Here is a 16,301-nt window from a genome sequence, read left to right as displayed (position 1 = left end):
TTAGTTATATACTTCTTTTATTAAGCGTGATTTTTTTTTCGTCTTTTATTTTTGTGGCAAATCCTTTGCCTTTAGTGTTAGGCTTAAATTTTGCTGCGAATGTATTAGATTTTGCTTGTTGTTTTTCTACAGTTTTATCTTGCTTTTCTTTTATTTCTACTTTTGGCGTTGCTTGGTTTAAATTATTTTGTGCTTGTTTTAAAAGATCTTGTTCTTTAGCTTTATCAATATTATTATTTACATTATTTAAATTTTCTTCCCTTTCTTGAGATTTTTCTGTCTCAGCTTTTTGTCTTGCTTGTTGTTTTTCTATTACTAATTCATCAATATTTTTAGGAGGCGGTGAGATATATTTATCTATACTACTAGTTAAGTTTTCAAATGACTTCTGAAGATTGCGTAAAGGTTTTTGAGTGAGTTTATAAGTTCCGGTAGCGACTAGCCCTCCGGCCAAAATACCTGCTCCTAGAATGACAGCTTTAGTAGTAAGGGCCGTGCCGGTGACCAATAACACAGGCATTGCTATGAAAGGTGCAGCTGTTACTGCAAGACCCGCTACTACGGCAAATCCTACTAAAAATTTTTTACTTGCTAAAAAATTTGTTACGTGGCTAATTCCTGATGTAGTACTTTTAGCAAGTTTTGTACAAAGCTGTCCTACTCCGGTTTTCAGAAACCAACCGCTTTTCTCTCTTGCATGAATTTTATCTTGTAATTTAGCATGTTCGTTAACATTGACAGATGTTTTTTTACCGTCTTTATCTTGATGATCTAAATTCCCTTTAGCCTCACCTTTAGTATCATGCATCTTTGTAGCATCGTTGATTTTTGCTTTATCAAAATCTGCTCCTTCTTTATTAATTCCAGCTAGATTTGCTGCTTTTAGATTCGCTTGTTTTAGATTTGCTTCTTTAAATATAGCCTCGGCTGCTTCCACTGCTTGCATATCGGCATTTTCCAATACTGCTTTAGTGAAATTGGCTTTAGTAAGATCGGCACGTTTCATAATTGCATTTTTAAAGTTAGCTTCCTTAGCATTAATATTTTTAGCAATAGCATCCGAAATATTTAATCCTTCGGCTTCTGCTTTTTCTAAAGTAGCATTACTTAACTTAGCAAATTGTGCAGTTGCATTAGTAAGCGTAGCGTTTGTAAGATCGGCATATTCAAGATTTGCTTTATCAAGCTGTGCTTTTGTTAAATCAGCGTTCTTAAGTTTAACACGCTGCATTATAGCTTCTCTTAAGTCCGCTTCTTTTAAAGATAGTATATTTTCAAATTCAGCATCGCTAAAATAGGCATTTCTTGCAGTTATGCCTTGCATGTTACATTGCTCTTTAAATTTTGCTTCTAATGCATGTGTTTTATTCATAAAAACATTTTCAAGATCAGTAGAAACGATATTTGCTTGATCTAGAAGTGCATTATTTAAAACTACCCCCTGCATTTGAACTCTTTGCATATCTGCATAGGCAAGCGATATACCGGTAAGATTAGAATTTTTCCATTCTGAATCTTTAATAATTAACTTTTCGGCATCGGCATTAACCATCATAACCGCATTAAATTTGCTATTTGTTACCTCTACTTCAGATAAATCTACTTTAGGCATGTAAGCTCTCGACATATCACTATTTTCAATTTTGCTCTTTTTAAGATCAGCAAAAAGAAATCCTGCGTTACGAGCCGTAACATTTTGAAAAACGGCATTTTGTAAATTAGCTCCTTCAAAATTAGTAAAATCTAAATTACAATTTGAGATTTTGATATTCTCTAAGTTGGCTGAAGCAAATAATGTATTCTTCAGGTTAAGATTAGTAAGAGTTTTACCTGATAAATTAATCGCTGAAAGATCAGGAACTATATTTAAATCTTCTGAAAGATTTTTTTGCTTTCTAACAAATTCGGTAAGAGATAATTTTGTATTGGATTGTTTTGCTGCTTCAGCTAAATATAGATCAAATTCGGCAGAAGTTAATTTTATATATTCTTTCGGTATATCTCGTTCTTTGGCAGTCGAACCTATAATATATGATGGGTCTAGTTTTATTTGTATTTCTTCGTCTTTTAACTGCTCAAAAATACCATCTAAACCCTTACCGCAGAACATTCTAAGATTATCTAAAGCATATACTTCAGTTTCTAATTTGTTTACTTCATGCTGTAACTTGTTGATTTTTTCTAGTTCGTTTTGTCGGTTTCTAGCAATAGTTTCTGCACTATTCCAAAAAGCATTTAAAAGATTGGTAGCAATCCCAGGATTATCTAAATTTTGCTTTAGAGTTTCTAACTCTTCTTGCTTAGTCTTTAGCTCTTTTGATTTGATTTCCCATAAAGTTTTTTCGTCTTCTCCAGCCAAAATATATTTCTTTGTCTTCGTAGCTTCATCTATAACTATTTCTTTGATATGTTCTTTTTCTAAATCTTTATCTATATATTGATTTAATCTTTCAAGATCTGAAAAAGATAGTTTTATATCTCGTATTTTATCTTTGAGATTGGGGATTTTATAGTTATCATAATCATAATCTTTATAATTAAAATCTGTATAATGAAGATTTGCTCCTCTAAAGTCGGTACTGATAAATGTACAATCATTAAATTTTACATTTGTTAAATCTGAATCACATAATATGGTATTTGTTAAGTCACAATTATTAAATACGGCATCTGTTAGTATTGTACCTTGGAAATTAGCATTGGCTAAATCTGCGTTAATTTCCATATTTTCTAAACTAGTAATGATAATTTTATCATTATCTTCAGCGAAATATTTATTTTTGATAAAATCATTTAGCGAGACACTAGGGTTATCTTTTATATAACCAAGGTAATCGTTTAGGTCTTTTTCTGCACATTTATATATATTAAGATTTGTCATATGTATTCTATATGATTAGTTAAAATGTATTAATAATAACACATTACTAATTATTTTTCCAGTATTTTATTATTTATTTCTTTATAATCTCCGGGTTTTAAATTATCTATTGTAAAATTACCATATTGAATCCTAATTAATTTGTTAACTTTTAGTCCACAATACTCGAATATTCTTCTAATTTCACGATTTTTTCCTTCAAATAAAACTACTTCAAACCAAGAATTAGTCTTATTTTGCTTAAGTAATTTTATCGAATGAGGGTTATAAAATATCCCGTCAATTTCTAAATTTTTATAATTGCTTTTTAGTAGAATATCAGACTGCCCATACGCCCTAACATGATATACTCGCTTTAACCTACTTGAGGGGAGCTCAAACTGACGAGCTAAATCACCGCTATTAGTTAGTAATAATACACCTTCGCTATTTAAATCCAGCCTACCTATTGAAATAACACGAGGTAAACCGGTTAGCTGTTCAAACACCGTTTTACGAGATAAAGGATCTTTATGAGTGGTAATTAAACCAACAGGTTTGTAATAAATCCAAAGCCTTGGTTTGTGTATATTATTGATTAATGTGCCTGATACTTCAATTTGATTACTAATATCAACATTTGTAGCCGGTGATAAAATTGTAATGCCGTCTACTTTTACCTGTCCTTCAACTATCAGCTTTTCAGCATCACGCCTAGAACAAACTCCTGCATTACTAATTATTTTAGCTAATCTATGCATTTTTAAATATAGTAATTTTCAATAGACCTCTTCCCAAGCGTCGCTTCTAGAGATAATTTATACGTCGATCCGGTACTCGCATCTTCACGTATTTCTATATACGCTGTGGTGCTGTGTTCCGTGTCTCCTTTCAATTCCTCTCTATAAGTTGGTTTGGGAAGAGGTCTAATAAGAATATATAAAAATACCCTTAAAAAGCAATATTAATAATTTTACATTAATTATTAATATAATTATACTATACCGCTACATATGTTTTAACAAAATTATACGAATGTTAATTTTACTTATCAAAACTTTTTATTCTTTAAAATTCTTATCGTCTTTTTTTAGCTGATTTTCTTTTTAACAAAAATTAAGTCCTTTGCTTTAATCTAAACTTCATTAAATTATGCAAAAACTTATTGGTTCAATCCTGTTAATTTCAGGTACTTGTATAGGTAGCGGTATGATAGCACTACCCATGGTATTAGCAAAATTAGGTATAATACCTAGTATAATATTGATGTTTATAATTTGGTTTATAATGTATTATACTTCTTTAATTAACCTAGAGCTTAATCTTCAAGCGGGTAAAGGCTTAACACTTGGGCATTGGGAAAATATTTTTCAGGACATACTGCTCAAATCATCGGTACGGTAAGCCTTAAGCTCCTTTCATATGCTTTACTTGCAGTATTTATATACGGAGGCTCTTCAATATTACAGAAGTTATTAGCTTTAAATACAAGTATAACTTATATAGGAGCATGGTGTATTATTATTACCTCTAAAAGAAATATCTATATGGGGTATAGTCACTCCGGTAGTTTTTACTTCATTTGGTTTCCAAGTAATCTTCCATACCTTAACTAATTATTGTAACAAAAATGCTAAAGACGGCGTTTTTATTTGGAAGCTTAATTCCTGCAATAGTATATATAATTTGGACTTGTAGTATTCTTATTGTAGCACATCATAATAATCCAACATTTTATCAACAAATGATTACCAGTAATGTAGAAGTCAGAGATTTAAGGAATTAAGTAATATAGCAAAATGGCCGTCCGTACAATTATTAGTTTGGATAATTTCAACTCTTGCTATCGTTACATCAATACTCGTTTATCTGTTATATAAAGCAAAGATAAATAATTTATTATGGGACTGTTGCGAGATGAGAGGATAGCAGGTATAATTAAAAAAAACAAAAAATATGTTCATATGTCTGAGTATCAAATGATAATGGTAAGTTTAGATGAGTTAATAAGTGTGGATCATCAATATCGTAAATTCAAAAGTTTATTCAATTTTAAAGCAGTTGAAGCTGAGTTATTAGCAGTAGAATGCGAAGCTAACTATAAAGGCTATGGTATAGTGAGGCTGTTTAAATGTTTGCTGCTGCAATTTATGGAAGACTTATCGGATCGGGAATTGGAACGTTATTTAGCTGATAGCACAGCGGCAAAATGGTTTTGTGATTTTGCTCTTACAGAGAAGACGCCTGATTATAGTGTATTTAGTAAAATACGTAAAAAAATAGGCACTAATTTACTATCAAAAATATTTGTAAAATTCCGAGATCAACTACGAGCACAAGGCTATATGGGTGAAGTATTTACCTTTGTAGATGCTTCTCATTTAATCTCAAAAGCTAATCTTTGGGAGGAACGTGATAAACTAAGAACACAAAAATATGATAAATTGAATAATGAGACTCTGCCTAAGGTTGTAAAGGATAAACAAGCTAAAATTGGCTGTAAGGGAGCAAATAAATTTTGGTATGGTTATAAAAAACATGTGAGTGTCGATATTCAATCAGGAATGATCAATAAGGTTGCAGTTACCCCTGCAAATGTTACTGATAGCAAAGGTTTTAAGCATGTTATGCCAAGCTCCGGTGCTACATATGTTGATAAAGGTTATTGTACAATCTCTGCCAAGAATGCAGCAGCTAAAAAGGGGTTCCATCTTTGCTCAATAAAGAAAAATAATATGAAAGATAAGAATTTTGACCTTGATAAATATTATACGAAAATCAGAGCACCTTTTGAGAGGGTATTTTCAAAAGATAATAAACGGGTTAGATATATAGGAATTGCCAAAAATCAATTCTCTGAATTTATGAATGCCATATGTTTTAATTTAAAACGATTAGTGGTTTTAACAACTTTAATAGCTTAGAGAAATTTGTTAATAAAAATCCTAACTCTGTAAACAAATCTCTATTAAATTACTATACTATTGAATAAATTTTATCTCAATATTAAACAGAATTTCTTTTTAAAAATATTTGGACAGAGCTAAATATTTATTTATCTGTTTTCCTCTCATTTTACTATTAAAAATTATCTCGCAACAGTCCCATCAGAGCTGTTACAGACCAATAAGATCGCTTCTATCTGCTCAGTACTAAACTCATGAGTTTTGCTACCAAATACATTAAGCTTTAAACCTAAACTACCTCCTATCTTATCATTAAACTTATTTTGTAGGTTTGCTCCTATTATATTTACCACATCGCCTATTTATTCTTTGAGACTATTTCTTTCTCCAATAGTGCTATCTAAAATATTAAGATTATGCTCTTCTTTTTCATTTAACTCCTCTATAGCAGATACATAGCGACGCTCTAAATTCACTCTTAATTTCAAGGAGTATAGCGTTCTACCCATCAAATCTTTCTGATCCATCAGCTCTATTTTGTCTGATACAAGCAGCTGATTATAAAGCCTTAAAAACTCCTCTCCATATTCTTTGTTCAGATGCTCGATAGCCGGGTTATTATCTGCACTTGCTGCTGGATTATTACTTACGCTTTTTGGTGCATATTCACTACTATCTTGCTCCTGAACTAATCCTTTTCCAAATGCTCTAATAGCCTCTTGTTCCTGAATAATATTGCTGCCTTTTGATACTAAATGCACCATTAAAGCATCTGATAATGCTATCGCTATATCCTCTTTAGTAAACACAGGCTTTGTATATGAAATGCGACCAAATACTATTTCCGGATTCTCATATATCTTCTTTGAATTCTCGGCTATTATTTCTTGGTTCTTTGCCTCAAGCTTAGTTGCCTTCATATAATGAGCAGGCCCTTTATGATGCGTTGGCTCTTGATCTAGTCCAAGTTCTTTGAATGACTTAGCGGTTACCCTAAAAGGTAACCCTGCTTCCTCATATACTTTGTTGATTTCTATCTCACACTGCTCCCTTGCAAAACATAAAAACTTTGTACTTTCTAAATCTCTGTCCTTTGTTTTTGCAAGCACTACTTCATTGTTAATTAATCGCTCTAATCTTCTTGTTAAATATTGAATATGTACATGTGTTATCAGGATTATCGTAGTGTATATTTACTTCACAAACTATACCTCTTGATACTATGTTTTTCTGTACATATTCCTCCACTAGCCTAATATTTTCTGCCTGACTTACCTCTTTTGGTAATGAGAATTCTATTTGTGCTGCAGTTCTAGCAGCTTCTCTTTTTTCTCGTACTTCAGCTACGTTCCATAACTGCTCTCTATCTTGTAACCATGCTACATCTTCAAACCCCTCAGGTACAAATATCTTGCTAAATACTACTCCTTGCTTTTTAGTAAAATCATAAGTAATACTTATCTTTTCGCCGCTCTCTGGATCTATGGTTTTATACACTAATTTTGATGCAGAAATATACGCAGCGGTAGCAACAGCATTTTGTCCCCTGCTTCTTTGTATATGAGAACTATGAAAGTTATATGATGCTTAAACGTAATTTAATTTACACTGCCATAACCCGCGGCAAACATCTAGTTATAATAATTGGACAGAAAAAAGCATTGGCTATAGCTATTAAAGATAATAAAACTTCTTTACGTTATTCAAAGCTAAAGGAATGGTTAACAACTTATTAAGTGTAGAAGTCAAGATTTAATACTTAAAGAAACTATACAGTGTCTTGGGCAAGAAGCGATAAATCGAGGCTTTTGATAATTGATAATATATTAAGATTTTTGTGCTATTGAATTTCTCCCTTCCACTACTTATATTTTTAGTGTGAAAACTTACTTAAGTGAGTTCACAAATCTTATGTATTATATAAATCCTAAAGAGGTATATATGCTATATAACAATATCAAATCATATTTGTTCTCTTGTATTACTGTCATTTTATTGGCTAATCCGGTTATTGCCGCTGATAACTATAGTAAACCTGATAATAAGGCTCATACTGTTTACTTGCGACATCCTCCCGACTTACGTCCTTTTTCTGCTTTGGATTACTACTGGAATAGTATATTCGATGATAAACTCTCTACCTATAGCTCAAGTTCTTTAAAAAGTAGATTTATTACTAAAGATAAGCAATATATCTTAGTATTAGAAGTACCAGGGTATGATAAAAGCCAAATCAAAGTTAAGGTAGGCAGTAATAAATTATTTGTTACAGGAAATATAGAAAAAGATAATAAATCTGATGCTTCAGATGATTATAAAAATAGAAATTTTAATTATGTCGTATCTTTATATGAAGATATAGATCAAAATAATATCTCTTCAAACTTAAAGAATGGTATCCTGACTATTACTCTACCTCGTATGGAGGTTAAAGAAAAAGATGCAAAAGAAATACCGATTCAATAGTTGATAATATTTTTAAATTTTGCTAAGTTAATACTAAATCAATATTTATTAAACTTATGGAGGTACTGATGTCTTTTAATTTACCACGTATTAGAAATAAATCAGAATTACAAACTAATGCTAATAAACGAAGTTATGTTGATGATATTTTGAATAACTTCTTTAATGAAATAGCTTCATTTTCTTACCCTGTCTCTTACAATGACAGAATGTTATCGCCTCGAACTGATATTACTGAAAATGAATCTGAATATCATCTAGAACTTGAATTACCAGGTGTCACGCAAGATAATATTGATCTTAAAATAGATAGTAATATTTTAATTATTGAGGGCAAAAAGGAACAATCCTCTGAGAAAAAAGATCATAATTATCATATGCAGGAACGATATTATGGTTCCTTCTCGCGATCTATTAGTTTACCATCTAATATCGATGAAGAACATGTAGAAGCAAACTTTAAGGACGGTATATTGTCTATAAAAATACCTAAAAAAGAACAAAGTAAGGCTAAGAAAATCAAAATATCATAATATGTAATAGTTACAACTTAACCTACATTGGTGCCGTGCTGCTTTTCTTCTTTTAGAATTTTATAAACAGCAGCACGGCTTATTTTCATTTCTTTAGCTAGTGTTACCCCTTTAATTCCTTCTGCATTTAATTGTAACAATTTATTCCTGTCTATAATACGGTTGCGACCAAACTTAATACCTTTAGTTTTCGCCTCTAACCTACCTTCATTAGTTCTTTCAAGTATCCTGACTCTCTCGGCTTCTGCTATTGCACTAAGAATTGTAATAACCATTTTTCCTGTGCTACCTTCTGTACTAATACCATCATCAAGAAAACGCATGGCTACACCTATTTTGGCAAACTGACTAACTAGGTTAATCATATCGGCAGTATCTCTGCCTAAACGATCTAACTTGGTAATCAATATTACATCCCCTTCTTCTACCTTATGTAATAAGTTATTTAATCCCGCTCTGTCTAAGTTACGACCTGTTGCTTTGTCATAGAATATTCTTGATTCTTTTACTCCGGCATCTTTTAAACGTTTTATCTGTATGTCTAAAAGTTGCTGATTAGTTGATACCCTAGCATAGCCAAATAATCTCATATTGCTTTTAATATATTGTCCATTATATCGATTAGTAGACAGAGATGTCTACTAATAACGTTTTTACGATTTAATATACAGTATATTTAGTACTTTTTCTTATGTCTACTAAATTATAACTTCGTAGACACCATGAAAATCAAAAATGTTCCAAAACAAAAAATAATGCGTTCTACTTCTATCCTGAGACACAAGATTTTTTTAGTCGTTTACAACTCAAATTTTAAGTTGTTAATACTTTGATATATGAGATGACTATTCAAGACTTTTTAAAGTACGAAGAGCACCGTCAAGTTAAGCAAGGTATAAATTAAGTATTGAGCAATTGCAATGAATGATTTATAGAATAGCAGTAATAATTTATGCCTAAATTTTACATGGTTATATCATCGGTTCAATAATAGTTACCGAGATGTTCAAGAACAGATGGCCTATCGAGGTATTATTTTAAGTCATGAGACTGTAAGATTTTGGTGTTGCAAGTTTGCAGTTTATTTTCAAGATGTCATTAGAAAGAGCGATCGGAAACCAACTGATAAATGGCATTTAGATGAGATGAATATTAAGATTAAAGGCGAAGTATTTATATTATGGAGAGCCGTTGACTCTGAGGGGCATGAATTAGAAGTATTACTGCAGAAGCGTCGTAACAAGAAATCAGCTATCCGCTTTTTATCAAAATTATTGGGTAATTATCCAGTTCCAAGAGTAATTGTTACCGATAAGCTCAGGAGTTACATTAAACCGGTTAAGCTTATGTGTCCTAAGACTAAGCATCGCACTCATAAGAGATTAAATAATCGTGTTGAAAATGCTCACCAGCCAACTTAGGCGAAAAGAAAAGATATTAATTAAATTCAAGCATCCTAATTCAGCACAATGTACATTATCACTGATGGGCAAAGTCAGAAATATATTTGCCATAAATATACTAAAACAGCACCTGAGCGAAGAATTGCATTTGCATCCGCTAAATCCATTTGGGATGAAGCTACTAAAAAACTTCTTGCTGCCTGAAATCTAAAAATATAATACTTTTTGATACTATTTTACTTAACTTGACGGTGCCTAAAGATGACAGCTAAACTTGAGTCTTTAGGACTGCTGAAGGTCTTTAGAAGAAAAAGAAGCAATGGTATGGATTTAGCTAATAAGTTAGTTCCTGTGCTTCCTGATAGGGTGTACTCGGTAATTAAAGACTCACCTACTAACTTAAAAGTAAGTAATAGTTCTAAATTAGATCACGAGTCTAATTTGAAACATATTTTAAGAACTAAGTTATTCGTTCCTATTGAGCTTGAATTTATGAAAAGCTTATTTAAAAATAATTTACCATCTAAGTATAAACTATTCTTCTTAAACTGTATGATGTCTGCTTATAGGAATTTTATGCAAAACTCCAATGGCTCTAACATGCTTTCTTTTTCTGCCACATCTCATGAATTAATACAACAAAATAACATGAGTAAAAGAACTCTTTGGCAACAATTGGATTTTCTAGAGCCTTACGAATAAGGGCGTCATGTTTTGGACGCTCAGCAGTCACATTATCGCTAGTGTCACTAGCATCGCTATTTGTACTTAAGTCTTCTTCCTTGCTACTACTAATATCTTTTTCATTCATTGCTTTGGATCTATTTCGTTGCTAACAGTTTTTGCGGCATTAGCAACATTTTTAGGCTTCTTAACTATGACTGGCACTTCTTTTTCAGTAACTAAAGCTGCAGGAGAGCCATCAAGATTAAACCTCCTAGCTCCTTCTACCAGTTTTTCTTTATATTTAAAACTACCACAATATCTATGGAAAAATCTATTTAATTGATTATTCGGAAATTGTCCATTTAGGGACTGTTGCGAGATGAGAGGATAGCAGGTATAATTAAAAAAAACAAAAAATATGTTCATATGTCTGAGTATCAAATGATAATGGTAAGTTTAGATGAGTTAATAAGTGTGGATCATCAATATCGTAAATTCAAAAGTTTATTCAATTTTAAAGCAGTTGAAGCTGAGTTATTAGCAGTAGAATGCGAAGCTAACTATAAAGGCTATGGTATAGTGAGGCTGTTTAAATGTTTGCTGCTGCAATTTATGGAAGACTTATCGGATCGGGAATTGGAACGTTATTTAGCTGATAGCACAGCGGCAAAATGGTTTTGTGATTTTGCTCTTACAGAGAAGACGCCTGATTATAGTGTATTTAGTAAAATACGTAAAAAAATAGGCACTAATTTACTATCAAAAATATTTGAAAATTCCGAGATCAACTACGAGCACAAGGCTATATGGGTGAAGTATTTACCTTTGTAGATGCTTCTCATTTAATCTCAAAAGCTAATCTTTGGGAGGAACGTGATAAACTAAGAACACAAAAATATGATAAATTGAATAATGAGACTCTGCCTAAGGTTGTAAAGGATAAACAAGCTAAAATTGGCTGTAAGGGAGCAAATAAATTTTGGTATGGTTATAAAAAACATGTGAGTGTCGATATTCAATCAGGAATGATCAATAAGGTTGCAGTTACCCCTGCAAATGTTACTGATAGCAAAGGTTTTAAGCATGTTATGCCAAGCTCCGGTGCTACATATGTTGATAAAGGTTATTGTACAATCTCTGCCAAGAATGCAGCAGCTAAAAAGGGGTTCCATCTTTGCTCAATAAAGAAAAATAATATGAAAGATAAGAATTTTGACCTTGATAAATATTATACGAAAATCAGAGCACCTTTTGAGAGGGTATTTTCAAAAGATAATAAACGGGTTAGATATATAGGAATTGCCAAAAATCAATTCTCTGAATTTATGAATGCCATATGTTTTAATTTAAAACGATTAGTGGTTTTAACAACTTTAATAGCTTAGAGAAATTTGTTAATAAAAATCCTAACTCTGTAAACAAATCTCTATTAAATTACTATACTATTGAATAAATTTTATCTCAATATTAAACAGAATTTCTTTTTAAAAATATTTGGACAGAGCTAAATATTTATTTATCTGTTTTCCTCTCATTTTACTATTAAAAATTATCTCGCAACAGTCCCATTTAATATTTTCTTTAGTTCAAGATCTATACCGATGGCAAGAGGCTTAACCTCTTCAGAGAACACTTCCGGATAATCGGTTTGCAACTTAGTTAAGATACTAAAATATTCCTTTTTGCGTCTTTTCATCTTGTCTTTTAATATTTCTTTAGGACTTACTACTACCTTTTGATTTGATGCTTTTTTGTTACTCGATACAGCCTCTTGTTTTTTACTCTTTTTTGTATCGTTGCTTTTGGCTTGAGTGGTACCTATAGACGCATCTTTTTTATCAGATGTGGCAGGTGAATTACCTGTATCTTTGACGTCGCTTTTAGGTTTTTCAAAGACTACAACTTTCTTAAGAGCAGGACCTTGCATTAAAGAATTAGCATTAAGAGTTAATGGTTTTGCTGTCAAATTAAGTTTCAGCTTAGATTTTCCAGTAGTTGCCATTGTGTTCATATGCATCTCTTGTTAGTTAGTATTTTTACGTAATTTAGACTTATTGGAGATATTTAAAAACTCCTTAATAATAGGATGGTCTTTATTATCTTTATTAGTGACAAATTTTAGAAATCCGATTAGTAATTTATCGTCAATATCGACAGCAGAAAATTTATTAAAGATATTAAATATCTCTTCTTTTCTTTTAGTTAGGAGGGATGATAATTGTACATTTAACTCTGCTTCAATCTCCCATTGCTTAATTTATACCTCCCTTAACTTGACGATGCCAGCCTGAATTTTTCGAGAAATATAATTATTTGGAATATGATTCAGTCACTGAATTATAATAACATTTGTTTCTCTCAAGCTTAATTTTATAAGATGTCGGAAAACAAGTGTTTTCCGTACAGATATATTTTACTTTGTATTTAGAATAGCTTTTGACCAAACATAAGATTTAAGATAGAGTGCAATTAAATTATCCTTTAGGTCTTCTAGAAATGAAATCACAAAATCAAAAATTCCAAGATTACAGAAACTACAATACTCAAGAATCTAATTTAAACGCTAAGGCAGAAGAAGAAATATTAAATCAAGACAATAGAATTTGTTACAAAAAAAGAAGAGAAGAATTAAACCAAAGAGTTAAGAGCGTATTAGAGCAAAAGAAGCAAGTAGCAAGTAGTAAGTACAAAAAATTAAATTAATTAAGAAATACAAATGGAAAGTAGAATATACTACTTTCTAGAAAGAATAGTTAGGATTTAGGTTTAAGAAGAGTGTTGAGCTCTTGGATAGAAAGCCCTGTAACTTTAGATATAAAAGAAATATCAGAGCCAGCATTATACATATTTTTGGCTACTTCCATGGTTCTCTTAGCTTCCCCAATCTGCATGCCTTCGTTTCTGCCAATCTGCAAGCCTTGAGCAATACCTTCATCAATATATTTATCAGCAATAGTTCTCATAAGTCCCTCTTGATCTTCTTTTTTTAAGTAGCTAGCTATAATCTTAGCTAGTTCTACTTGTTTATCTTCAGATACCTTAGCATCACTATACCACAATAACCACTTAATGTAAATGTAGCCATTTTCCTTATCTATCTCAATACTGCTCTCAAACTTCTCAAGTAGGCTTTGCCATAGATTTAAGATATCACGAGCTTTGATATGTTTAAGCATATACTCCATCATACCAAGATGCTTCTTTTGCTCTATCTCATCATCACTTTGTTGTTGTAAATCAACAAGTAAATACTCATCACCCATTAATTCTTTAGCAGTCTTGCTATCTTCAAATAACTCCCAAAAGTTTCTCGGAGCATTATAAGGCTTATCATTTGCATATACCACTATAGGACAGATTAGCGGAAGCTTGTTATCTTTTTTTTCTGTGCTATTACTTTTGTTTTTATTGACGTCCTTATGCCTTTCGCATAACAAAAGCATATATTGCCACAGTCTAAAGGCAATCCAGTAATCACTACTAGACTGATGCTCGATCAGAACGTATACGTAAGCTTTATCATTTTCTACATTATCAGCAGTAGTACTATCTTTAATATTATTCTTTTTTAAAGAAACAGAATAAACCACATCACTAAGTCTTTTGCGTAAATCCTCAGTAACAAAACTTTCTTTCTCTATTTTAATACTATCAAGATTAATCTTGTTCTTAAACGAAACTGGCAAATAATGCTCTAGAAACTCACGAGCAGCTACAGGTTCACTCATGACCTTTTTAAATAATTCATCATGCCTTGGACGCTCGGAAGTGTCGCTATTTATATTTAAATCTGCTTCCTTGTTAATACTAATATCTTTTTCATTCATTGCGTTGGTTCTATTTCATTGCTAACAGTTGAAGTAGTATCCGAAGCATCACGAGATTTCTTGTTAAATCTTGGTTTTCTTACTATCACTGGCACTTCTTTCGCTGTAACTAAAGTTGCTGGCGAGCCATCAAGATTAAATCTCTGAGCTCCTTCTACCAGTTTTTCTTTATACTTAAAACTACCACAATATCTATGGAAAAATCTACTTAATTGAGCATTTGTAAACTCACCATTTAATACTTTCTTTAGTTCAAGATCTATACCTATAGCAAGAGGCTTAACTTCTTCTGAGAACATGGTTGGAAAATCAGCCTTTAATTTAGTCAGGATGCTAAAATGTTCTTTCTTACGTCTCTTAATCTTTTCCTTTAAGATTTCCTCAGGATTTGCTACTACCTTTTTATTACTTTCAGCTTTTTTGTTACTTACAGTAGTCTCTTGCTTTTTACTCTGCTTTACCGTCTTGTTGTTGGTTTTAGCAGTACCTATAGCCTCATCATTTTTGTCAGATGTTGCAGGTGAATTACCTACATCCTTGACATCACTTTTAGATTTTTCAAAGACCACCACTTTCTTAAGAGCCGAACCTGCAACTAATGTACTTGCATTAGTATTTAGGATGAGTGGTTTTGATCCAAAATTAAGCTTGAGCTTTGGTCTTTCTGTGTTTATTGATGGGTTCATAAGTATAAGTATGTTAATTAATATAGCTTTTAACTATTGTCTTTTAGGATATTTTAAGACCAATTATCGATAGAAGTGCAGCAGCTGCAGCACCTATACCAGTCTATACAGTATAAGCTGTACCTATAGGGATTTTATTTAATGTTTTAGCAAGGCAGAATAAGCTTAATATTTCAAATAAAATAAAAAATAATGTTGGTACTAGTTTTGTAAGGCCATCAGAATGTTTTAATGCAATAATAAAAGCTATTTCAAAGATACCTGCTATAACTAAAAGAAGCCAATACATAAAAAATCAAAATTCTTTTCTAAAATAATCATTTACAGTTTAGAGAATAATAATTCTCTACCCTTACTTTTCCATTTATCTATAATCTTCGGATTAGTAATAAGCTGCTCCTTACAATCAAGTAACATTCCGTAAAGAATATGAGCATTATCAGGATGCAGATAATCAAGACCAGCTTTCACGAATAATCCACCTAACATGATCTTTTTTCGTGCATCAGCTTTGCGATCAAAAGTAGCTGCTTTTTGTAATTGCATACGAGTATACCACAATTTCTTTGTAATTAGTTTAATCAGTTTTGATGTTTCCTGATTTTGGTTTACTGGGCATCTTAGATTTCTTATGTACCTCTTTTAATTCATTTAAAAAAGGATGATTTTTATTACTGGCATCTTTTACAAACTTTAGAAATCCTATTAGCAATCTATCATCAATCGTTAGAGCATTACATGCTTTAACGATATTAAACAATTCTTCTTTACGTTTTTGAAGTAACTGAGATTGCTGATGTTCTAATTGTGCTTCTATTTTAGCAATACGTTCTTTTTTAAGTTGCTGTAAATTAGCAAGTTTAGTAGCTGTTGCCAGAGCTTTAGTTGCCATGATTCCTCATACTTCAAAAGTTTAATCCAATTTTGGACATATAACACTATATGAGTATACCA

The 16,301-nt window shown here is 31.6% G+C and carries 24 protein-coding genes and 2 pseudogenes; 12 read left to right on the top strand and 14 right to left on the bottom strand.

The genetic code is table 11. The features are described from left to right. Positions 1 to 4: 4 nt before the first annotated feature. The 3 genes and pseudogenes from C4Q30_RS01950 to C4Q30_RS01940 form a co-directional block, all read right to left on the bottom strand. On the bottom strand, positions 5 to 2,881 hold the full coding sequence (locus C4Q30_RS01950) for a pentapeptide repeat-containing protein (protein WP_103897042.1): 2,877 nt from the start codon (positions 2,879 to 2,881) through the stop codon (positions 5 to 7). Positions 2,882 to 2,931: 50 nt separating this feature from the next. Next, the gene (locus C4Q30_RS01945; protein ID WP_103897041.1) at positions 2,932 to 3,621 is read right to left on the bottom strand and encodes a pseudouridine synthase; all 690 of its coding nucleotides are present in this window, start codon (positions 3,619 to 3,621) and stop codon (positions 2,932 to 2,934) included. Positions 3,622 to 3,638: 17 nt separating this feature from the next. Continuing rightward, a pseudogene (locus C4Q30_RS01940) lies at positions 3,639 to 3,791 on the bottom strand (palindromic element RPE1 domain-containing protein); the annotation flags it as partial. 221 nt (positions 3,792 to 4,012) lie between these two features. On the opposite strand from C4Q30_RS01940, the gene C4Q30_RS01935 reads away from it, so the two are divergent. From C4Q30_RS01935 to C4Q30_RS01925, 3 genes are all read left to right on the top strand, one after another. After that, entirely contained in the window at positions 4,013 to 4,264 is a 252-nt protein-coding gene (locus C4Q30_RS01935; RefSeq protein ID WP_024704589.1) for an aromatic amino acid transport family protein, read from the top strand. Next, the gene (locus tag C4Q30_RS09450; protein ID WP_245207423.1) at positions 4,216 to 4,476 is read left to right on the top strand and encodes a to amino acid permease; all 261 of its coding nucleotides are present in this window, start codon (positions 4,216 to 4,218) and stop codon (positions 4,474 to 4,476) included. Before C4Q30_RS01935 ends, C4Q30_RS09450 begins: the two co-directional genes overlap by 49 nt. A 285-nt stretch (positions 4,477 to 4,761) precedes the next feature. Further along, complete coding sequence (locus C4Q30_RS01925) at positions 4,762 to 5,784, top strand: transposase (protein WP_209445172.1); 1,023 nt, start codon at positions 4,762 to 4,764, stop codon at positions 5,782 to 5,784. Positions 5,785 to 5,948: 164 nt separating this feature from the next. Here the strand turns inward: C4Q30_RS01925 and C4Q30_RS09445 are convergent, their stop codons facing one another. From C4Q30_RS09445 to C4Q30_RS09435, 3 genes are read right to left on the bottom strand one after another with little or no spacing between them, the layout of a single operon-like run. Further along, complete coding sequence (locus C4Q30_RS09445) at positions 5,949 to 6,119, bottom strand: hypothetical protein (protein WP_245207422.1); 171 nt, start codon at positions 6,117 to 6,119, stop codon at positions 5,949 to 5,951. A 9-nt stretch (positions 6,120 to 6,128) separates the two neighbouring features. Beyond that, complete coding sequence (locus C4Q30_RS09440; protein ID WP_245207421.1) at positions 6,129 to 6,875, bottom strand: hypothetical protein; 747 nt, start codon at positions 6,873 to 6,875, stop codon at positions 6,129 to 6,131. Positions 6,876 to 6,885: 10 nt separating this feature from the next. Next, positions 6,886 to 7,263 carry a MobA/MobL family protein gene (locus tag C4Q30_RS09435; protein WP_245207420.1) on the bottom strand — a complete coding sequence of 126 codons (378 nt, stop codon included), beginning with the start codon at positions 7,261 to 7,263 and terminating at the stop codon, positions 6,886 to 6,888. Between the two features lie 83 nt (positions 7,264 to 7,346). Here C4Q30_RS09435 and C4Q30_RS01915 point away from each other — a divergent pair, with 83 nt between their 5' ends. The 3 genes from C4Q30_RS01915 to C4Q30_RS01905 all read left to right on the top strand — a co-directional run bounded on the left by C4Q30_RS01915 (position 7,347) and on the right by C4Q30_RS01905 (position 8,765). Beyond that, complete coding sequence (locus tag C4Q30_RS01915) at positions 7,347 to 7,502, top strand: ATP-binding domain-containing protein (RefSeq protein WP_245207419.1); 156 nt, start codon at positions 7,347 to 7,349, stop codon at positions 7,500 to 7,502. Positions 7,503 to 7,707: 205 nt separating this feature from the next. Then, a complete protein-coding gene (locus C4Q30_RS01910; RefSeq protein ID WP_198913021.1) occupies positions 7,708 to 8,232 on the top strand; it encodes an Hsp20/alpha crystallin family protein in 525 nt (174 codons plus the stop codon). A gap of 68 nt (positions 8,233 to 8,300) precedes the next feature. Continuing rightward, a complete protein-coding gene (locus C4Q30_RS01905; protein WP_051965355.1) occupies positions 8,301 to 8,765 on the top strand; it encodes an Hsp20/alpha crystallin family protein in 465 nt (154 codons plus the stop codon). A 17-nt stretch (positions 8,766 to 8,782) separates the two neighbouring features. Here the strand turns inward: C4Q30_RS01905 and C4Q30_RS01900 are convergent, their stop codons facing one another. Continuing rightward, positions 8,783 to 9,355, bottom strand: a complete 573-nt coding sequence (locus C4Q30_RS01900; protein WP_029374872.1) for a recombinase family protein — start codon at positions 9,353 to 9,355, stop codon at positions 8,783 to 8,785. 423 nt (positions 9,356 to 9,778) lie between these two features. Between C4Q30_RS01900 and C4Q30_RS01895 the strand changes: the two are divergent. The 3 genes and pseudogenes from C4Q30_RS01895 to C4Q30_RS01885 form a co-directional block, all read left to right on the top strand. Continuing rightward, positions 9,779 to 10,186: pseudogene (locus C4Q30_RS01895) on the top strand (IS6 family transposase); the annotation flags it as partial. Positions 10,187 to 10,234: 48 nt separating this feature from the next. Beyond that, positions 10,235 to 10,372, top strand: coding sequence for a hypothetical protein (locus C4Q30_RS01890; RefSeq protein ID WP_209445191.1), 138 nt, complete (start codon positions 10,235 to 10,237; stop codon positions 10,370 to 10,372). A 57-nt stretch (positions 10,373 to 10,429) separates the two neighbouring features. Continuing rightward, positions 10,430 to 10,870 carry a hypothetical protein gene (locus tag C4Q30_RS01885; RefSeq protein WP_245207418.1) on the top strand — a complete coding sequence of 147 codons (441 nt, stop codon included), beginning with the start codon at positions 10,430 to 10,432 and terminating at the stop codon, positions 10,868 to 10,870. 105 nt (positions 10,871 to 10,975) lie between these two features. Here the strand turns inward: C4Q30_RS01885 and C4Q30_RS01875 are convergent, their stop codons facing one another. Continuing rightward, positions 10,976 to 11,260, bottom strand: coding sequence for a ProQ/FINO family protein (locus C4Q30_RS01875; RefSeq protein WP_103897038.1), 285 nt, complete (start codon positions 11,258 to 11,260; stop codon positions 10,976 to 10,978). Between C4Q30_RS01875 and C4Q30_RS08990 the strand changes: the two genes are divergently transcribed. Both C4Q30_RS08990 and C4Q30_RS08985 read left to right on the top strand, forming a co-directional pair. Continuing rightward, positions 11,207 to 11,665, top strand: coding sequence for a transposase (locus tag C4Q30_RS08990; protein ID WP_245207417.1), 459 nt, complete (start codon positions 11,207 to 11,209; stop codon positions 11,663 to 11,665). The two genes, C4Q30_RS01875 and C4Q30_RS08990, sit on opposite strands and share 54 nt — an antisense overlap. Then, positions 11,641 to 12,219 carry a transposase gene (locus tag C4Q30_RS08985; RefSeq protein WP_209445189.1) on the top strand — a complete coding sequence of 193 codons (579 nt, stop codon included), beginning with the start codon at positions 11,641 to 11,643 and terminating at the stop codon, positions 12,217 to 12,219. Before C4Q30_RS08990 ends, C4Q30_RS08985 begins: the two co-directional genes overlap by 25 nt. Positions 12,220 to 12,383: 164 nt before the next feature. Here C4Q30_RS08985 and C4Q30_RS01865 read toward each other — a convergent pair whose 3' ends face one another. After that, on the bottom strand, positions 12,384 to 12,836 hold the full coding sequence (locus C4Q30_RS01865) for a hypothetical protein (protein WP_245207416.1): 453 nt from the start codon (positions 12,834 to 12,836) through the stop codon (positions 12,384 to 12,386). A 494-nt stretch (positions 12,837 to 13,330) separates the two neighbouring features. On the opposite strand from C4Q30_RS01865, the gene C4Q30_RS01855 reads away from it, so the two are divergent. After that, entirely contained in the window at positions 13,331 to 13,537 is a 207-nt protein-coding gene (locus tag C4Q30_RS01855; protein WP_103897036.1) for a hypothetical protein, read from the top strand. A gap of 50 nt (positions 13,538 to 13,587) precedes the next feature. On the opposite strand, the gene C4Q30_RS01850 is transcribed toward C4Q30_RS01855, so the two are convergent. From C4Q30_RS01850 to C4Q30_RS01830, 5 genes are all read right to left on the bottom strand, one after another. Beyond that, entirely contained in the window at positions 13,588 to 14,661 is a 1,074-nt protein-coding gene (locus C4Q30_RS01850; protein ID WP_103897035.1) for an Rpn family recombination-promoting nuclease/putative transposase, read from the bottom strand. Beyond that, entirely contained in the window at positions 14,658 to 15,347 is a 690-nt protein-coding gene (locus C4Q30_RS01845) for a ProQ/FinO family protein (RefSeq protein ID WP_103897034.1), read from the bottom strand. Before C4Q30_RS01845 ends, C4Q30_RS01850 begins: the two co-directional genes overlap by 4 nt. Before the next feature lie 103 nt (positions 15,348 to 15,450). After that, complete coding sequence (locus C4Q30_RS01840; RefSeq protein ID WP_103897033.1) at positions 15,451 to 15,636, bottom strand: DMT family transporter; 186 nt, start codon at positions 15,634 to 15,636, stop codon at positions 15,451 to 15,453. A 32-nt stretch (positions 15,637 to 15,668) separates the two neighbouring features. Further along, complete coding sequence (locus C4Q30_RS01835; protein ID WP_103897032.1) at positions 15,669 to 15,893, bottom strand: conjugal transfer protein TraD; 225 nt, start codon at positions 15,891 to 15,893, stop codon at positions 15,669 to 15,671. A 31-nt stretch (positions 15,894 to 15,924) separates the two neighbouring features. Next, positions 15,925 to 16,239, bottom strand: coding sequence for a hypothetical protein (locus C4Q30_RS01830; protein WP_103897031.1), 315 nt, complete (start codon positions 16,237 to 16,239; stop codon positions 15,925 to 15,927). Between the last annotated feature and the right edge of the window lie 62 nt (positions 16,240 to 16,301).

The organism is Rickettsia fournieri (assembly GCF_900243065.1).
Lineage (GTDB): Bacteria > Pseudomonadota > Alphaproteobacteria > Rickettsiales > Rickettsiaceae > Rickettsia > Rickettsia rickettsii.
Note: the sequence above shows the minus strand (reverse complement) of the source record. Positions and strands in the feature narration are given on the sequence as shown.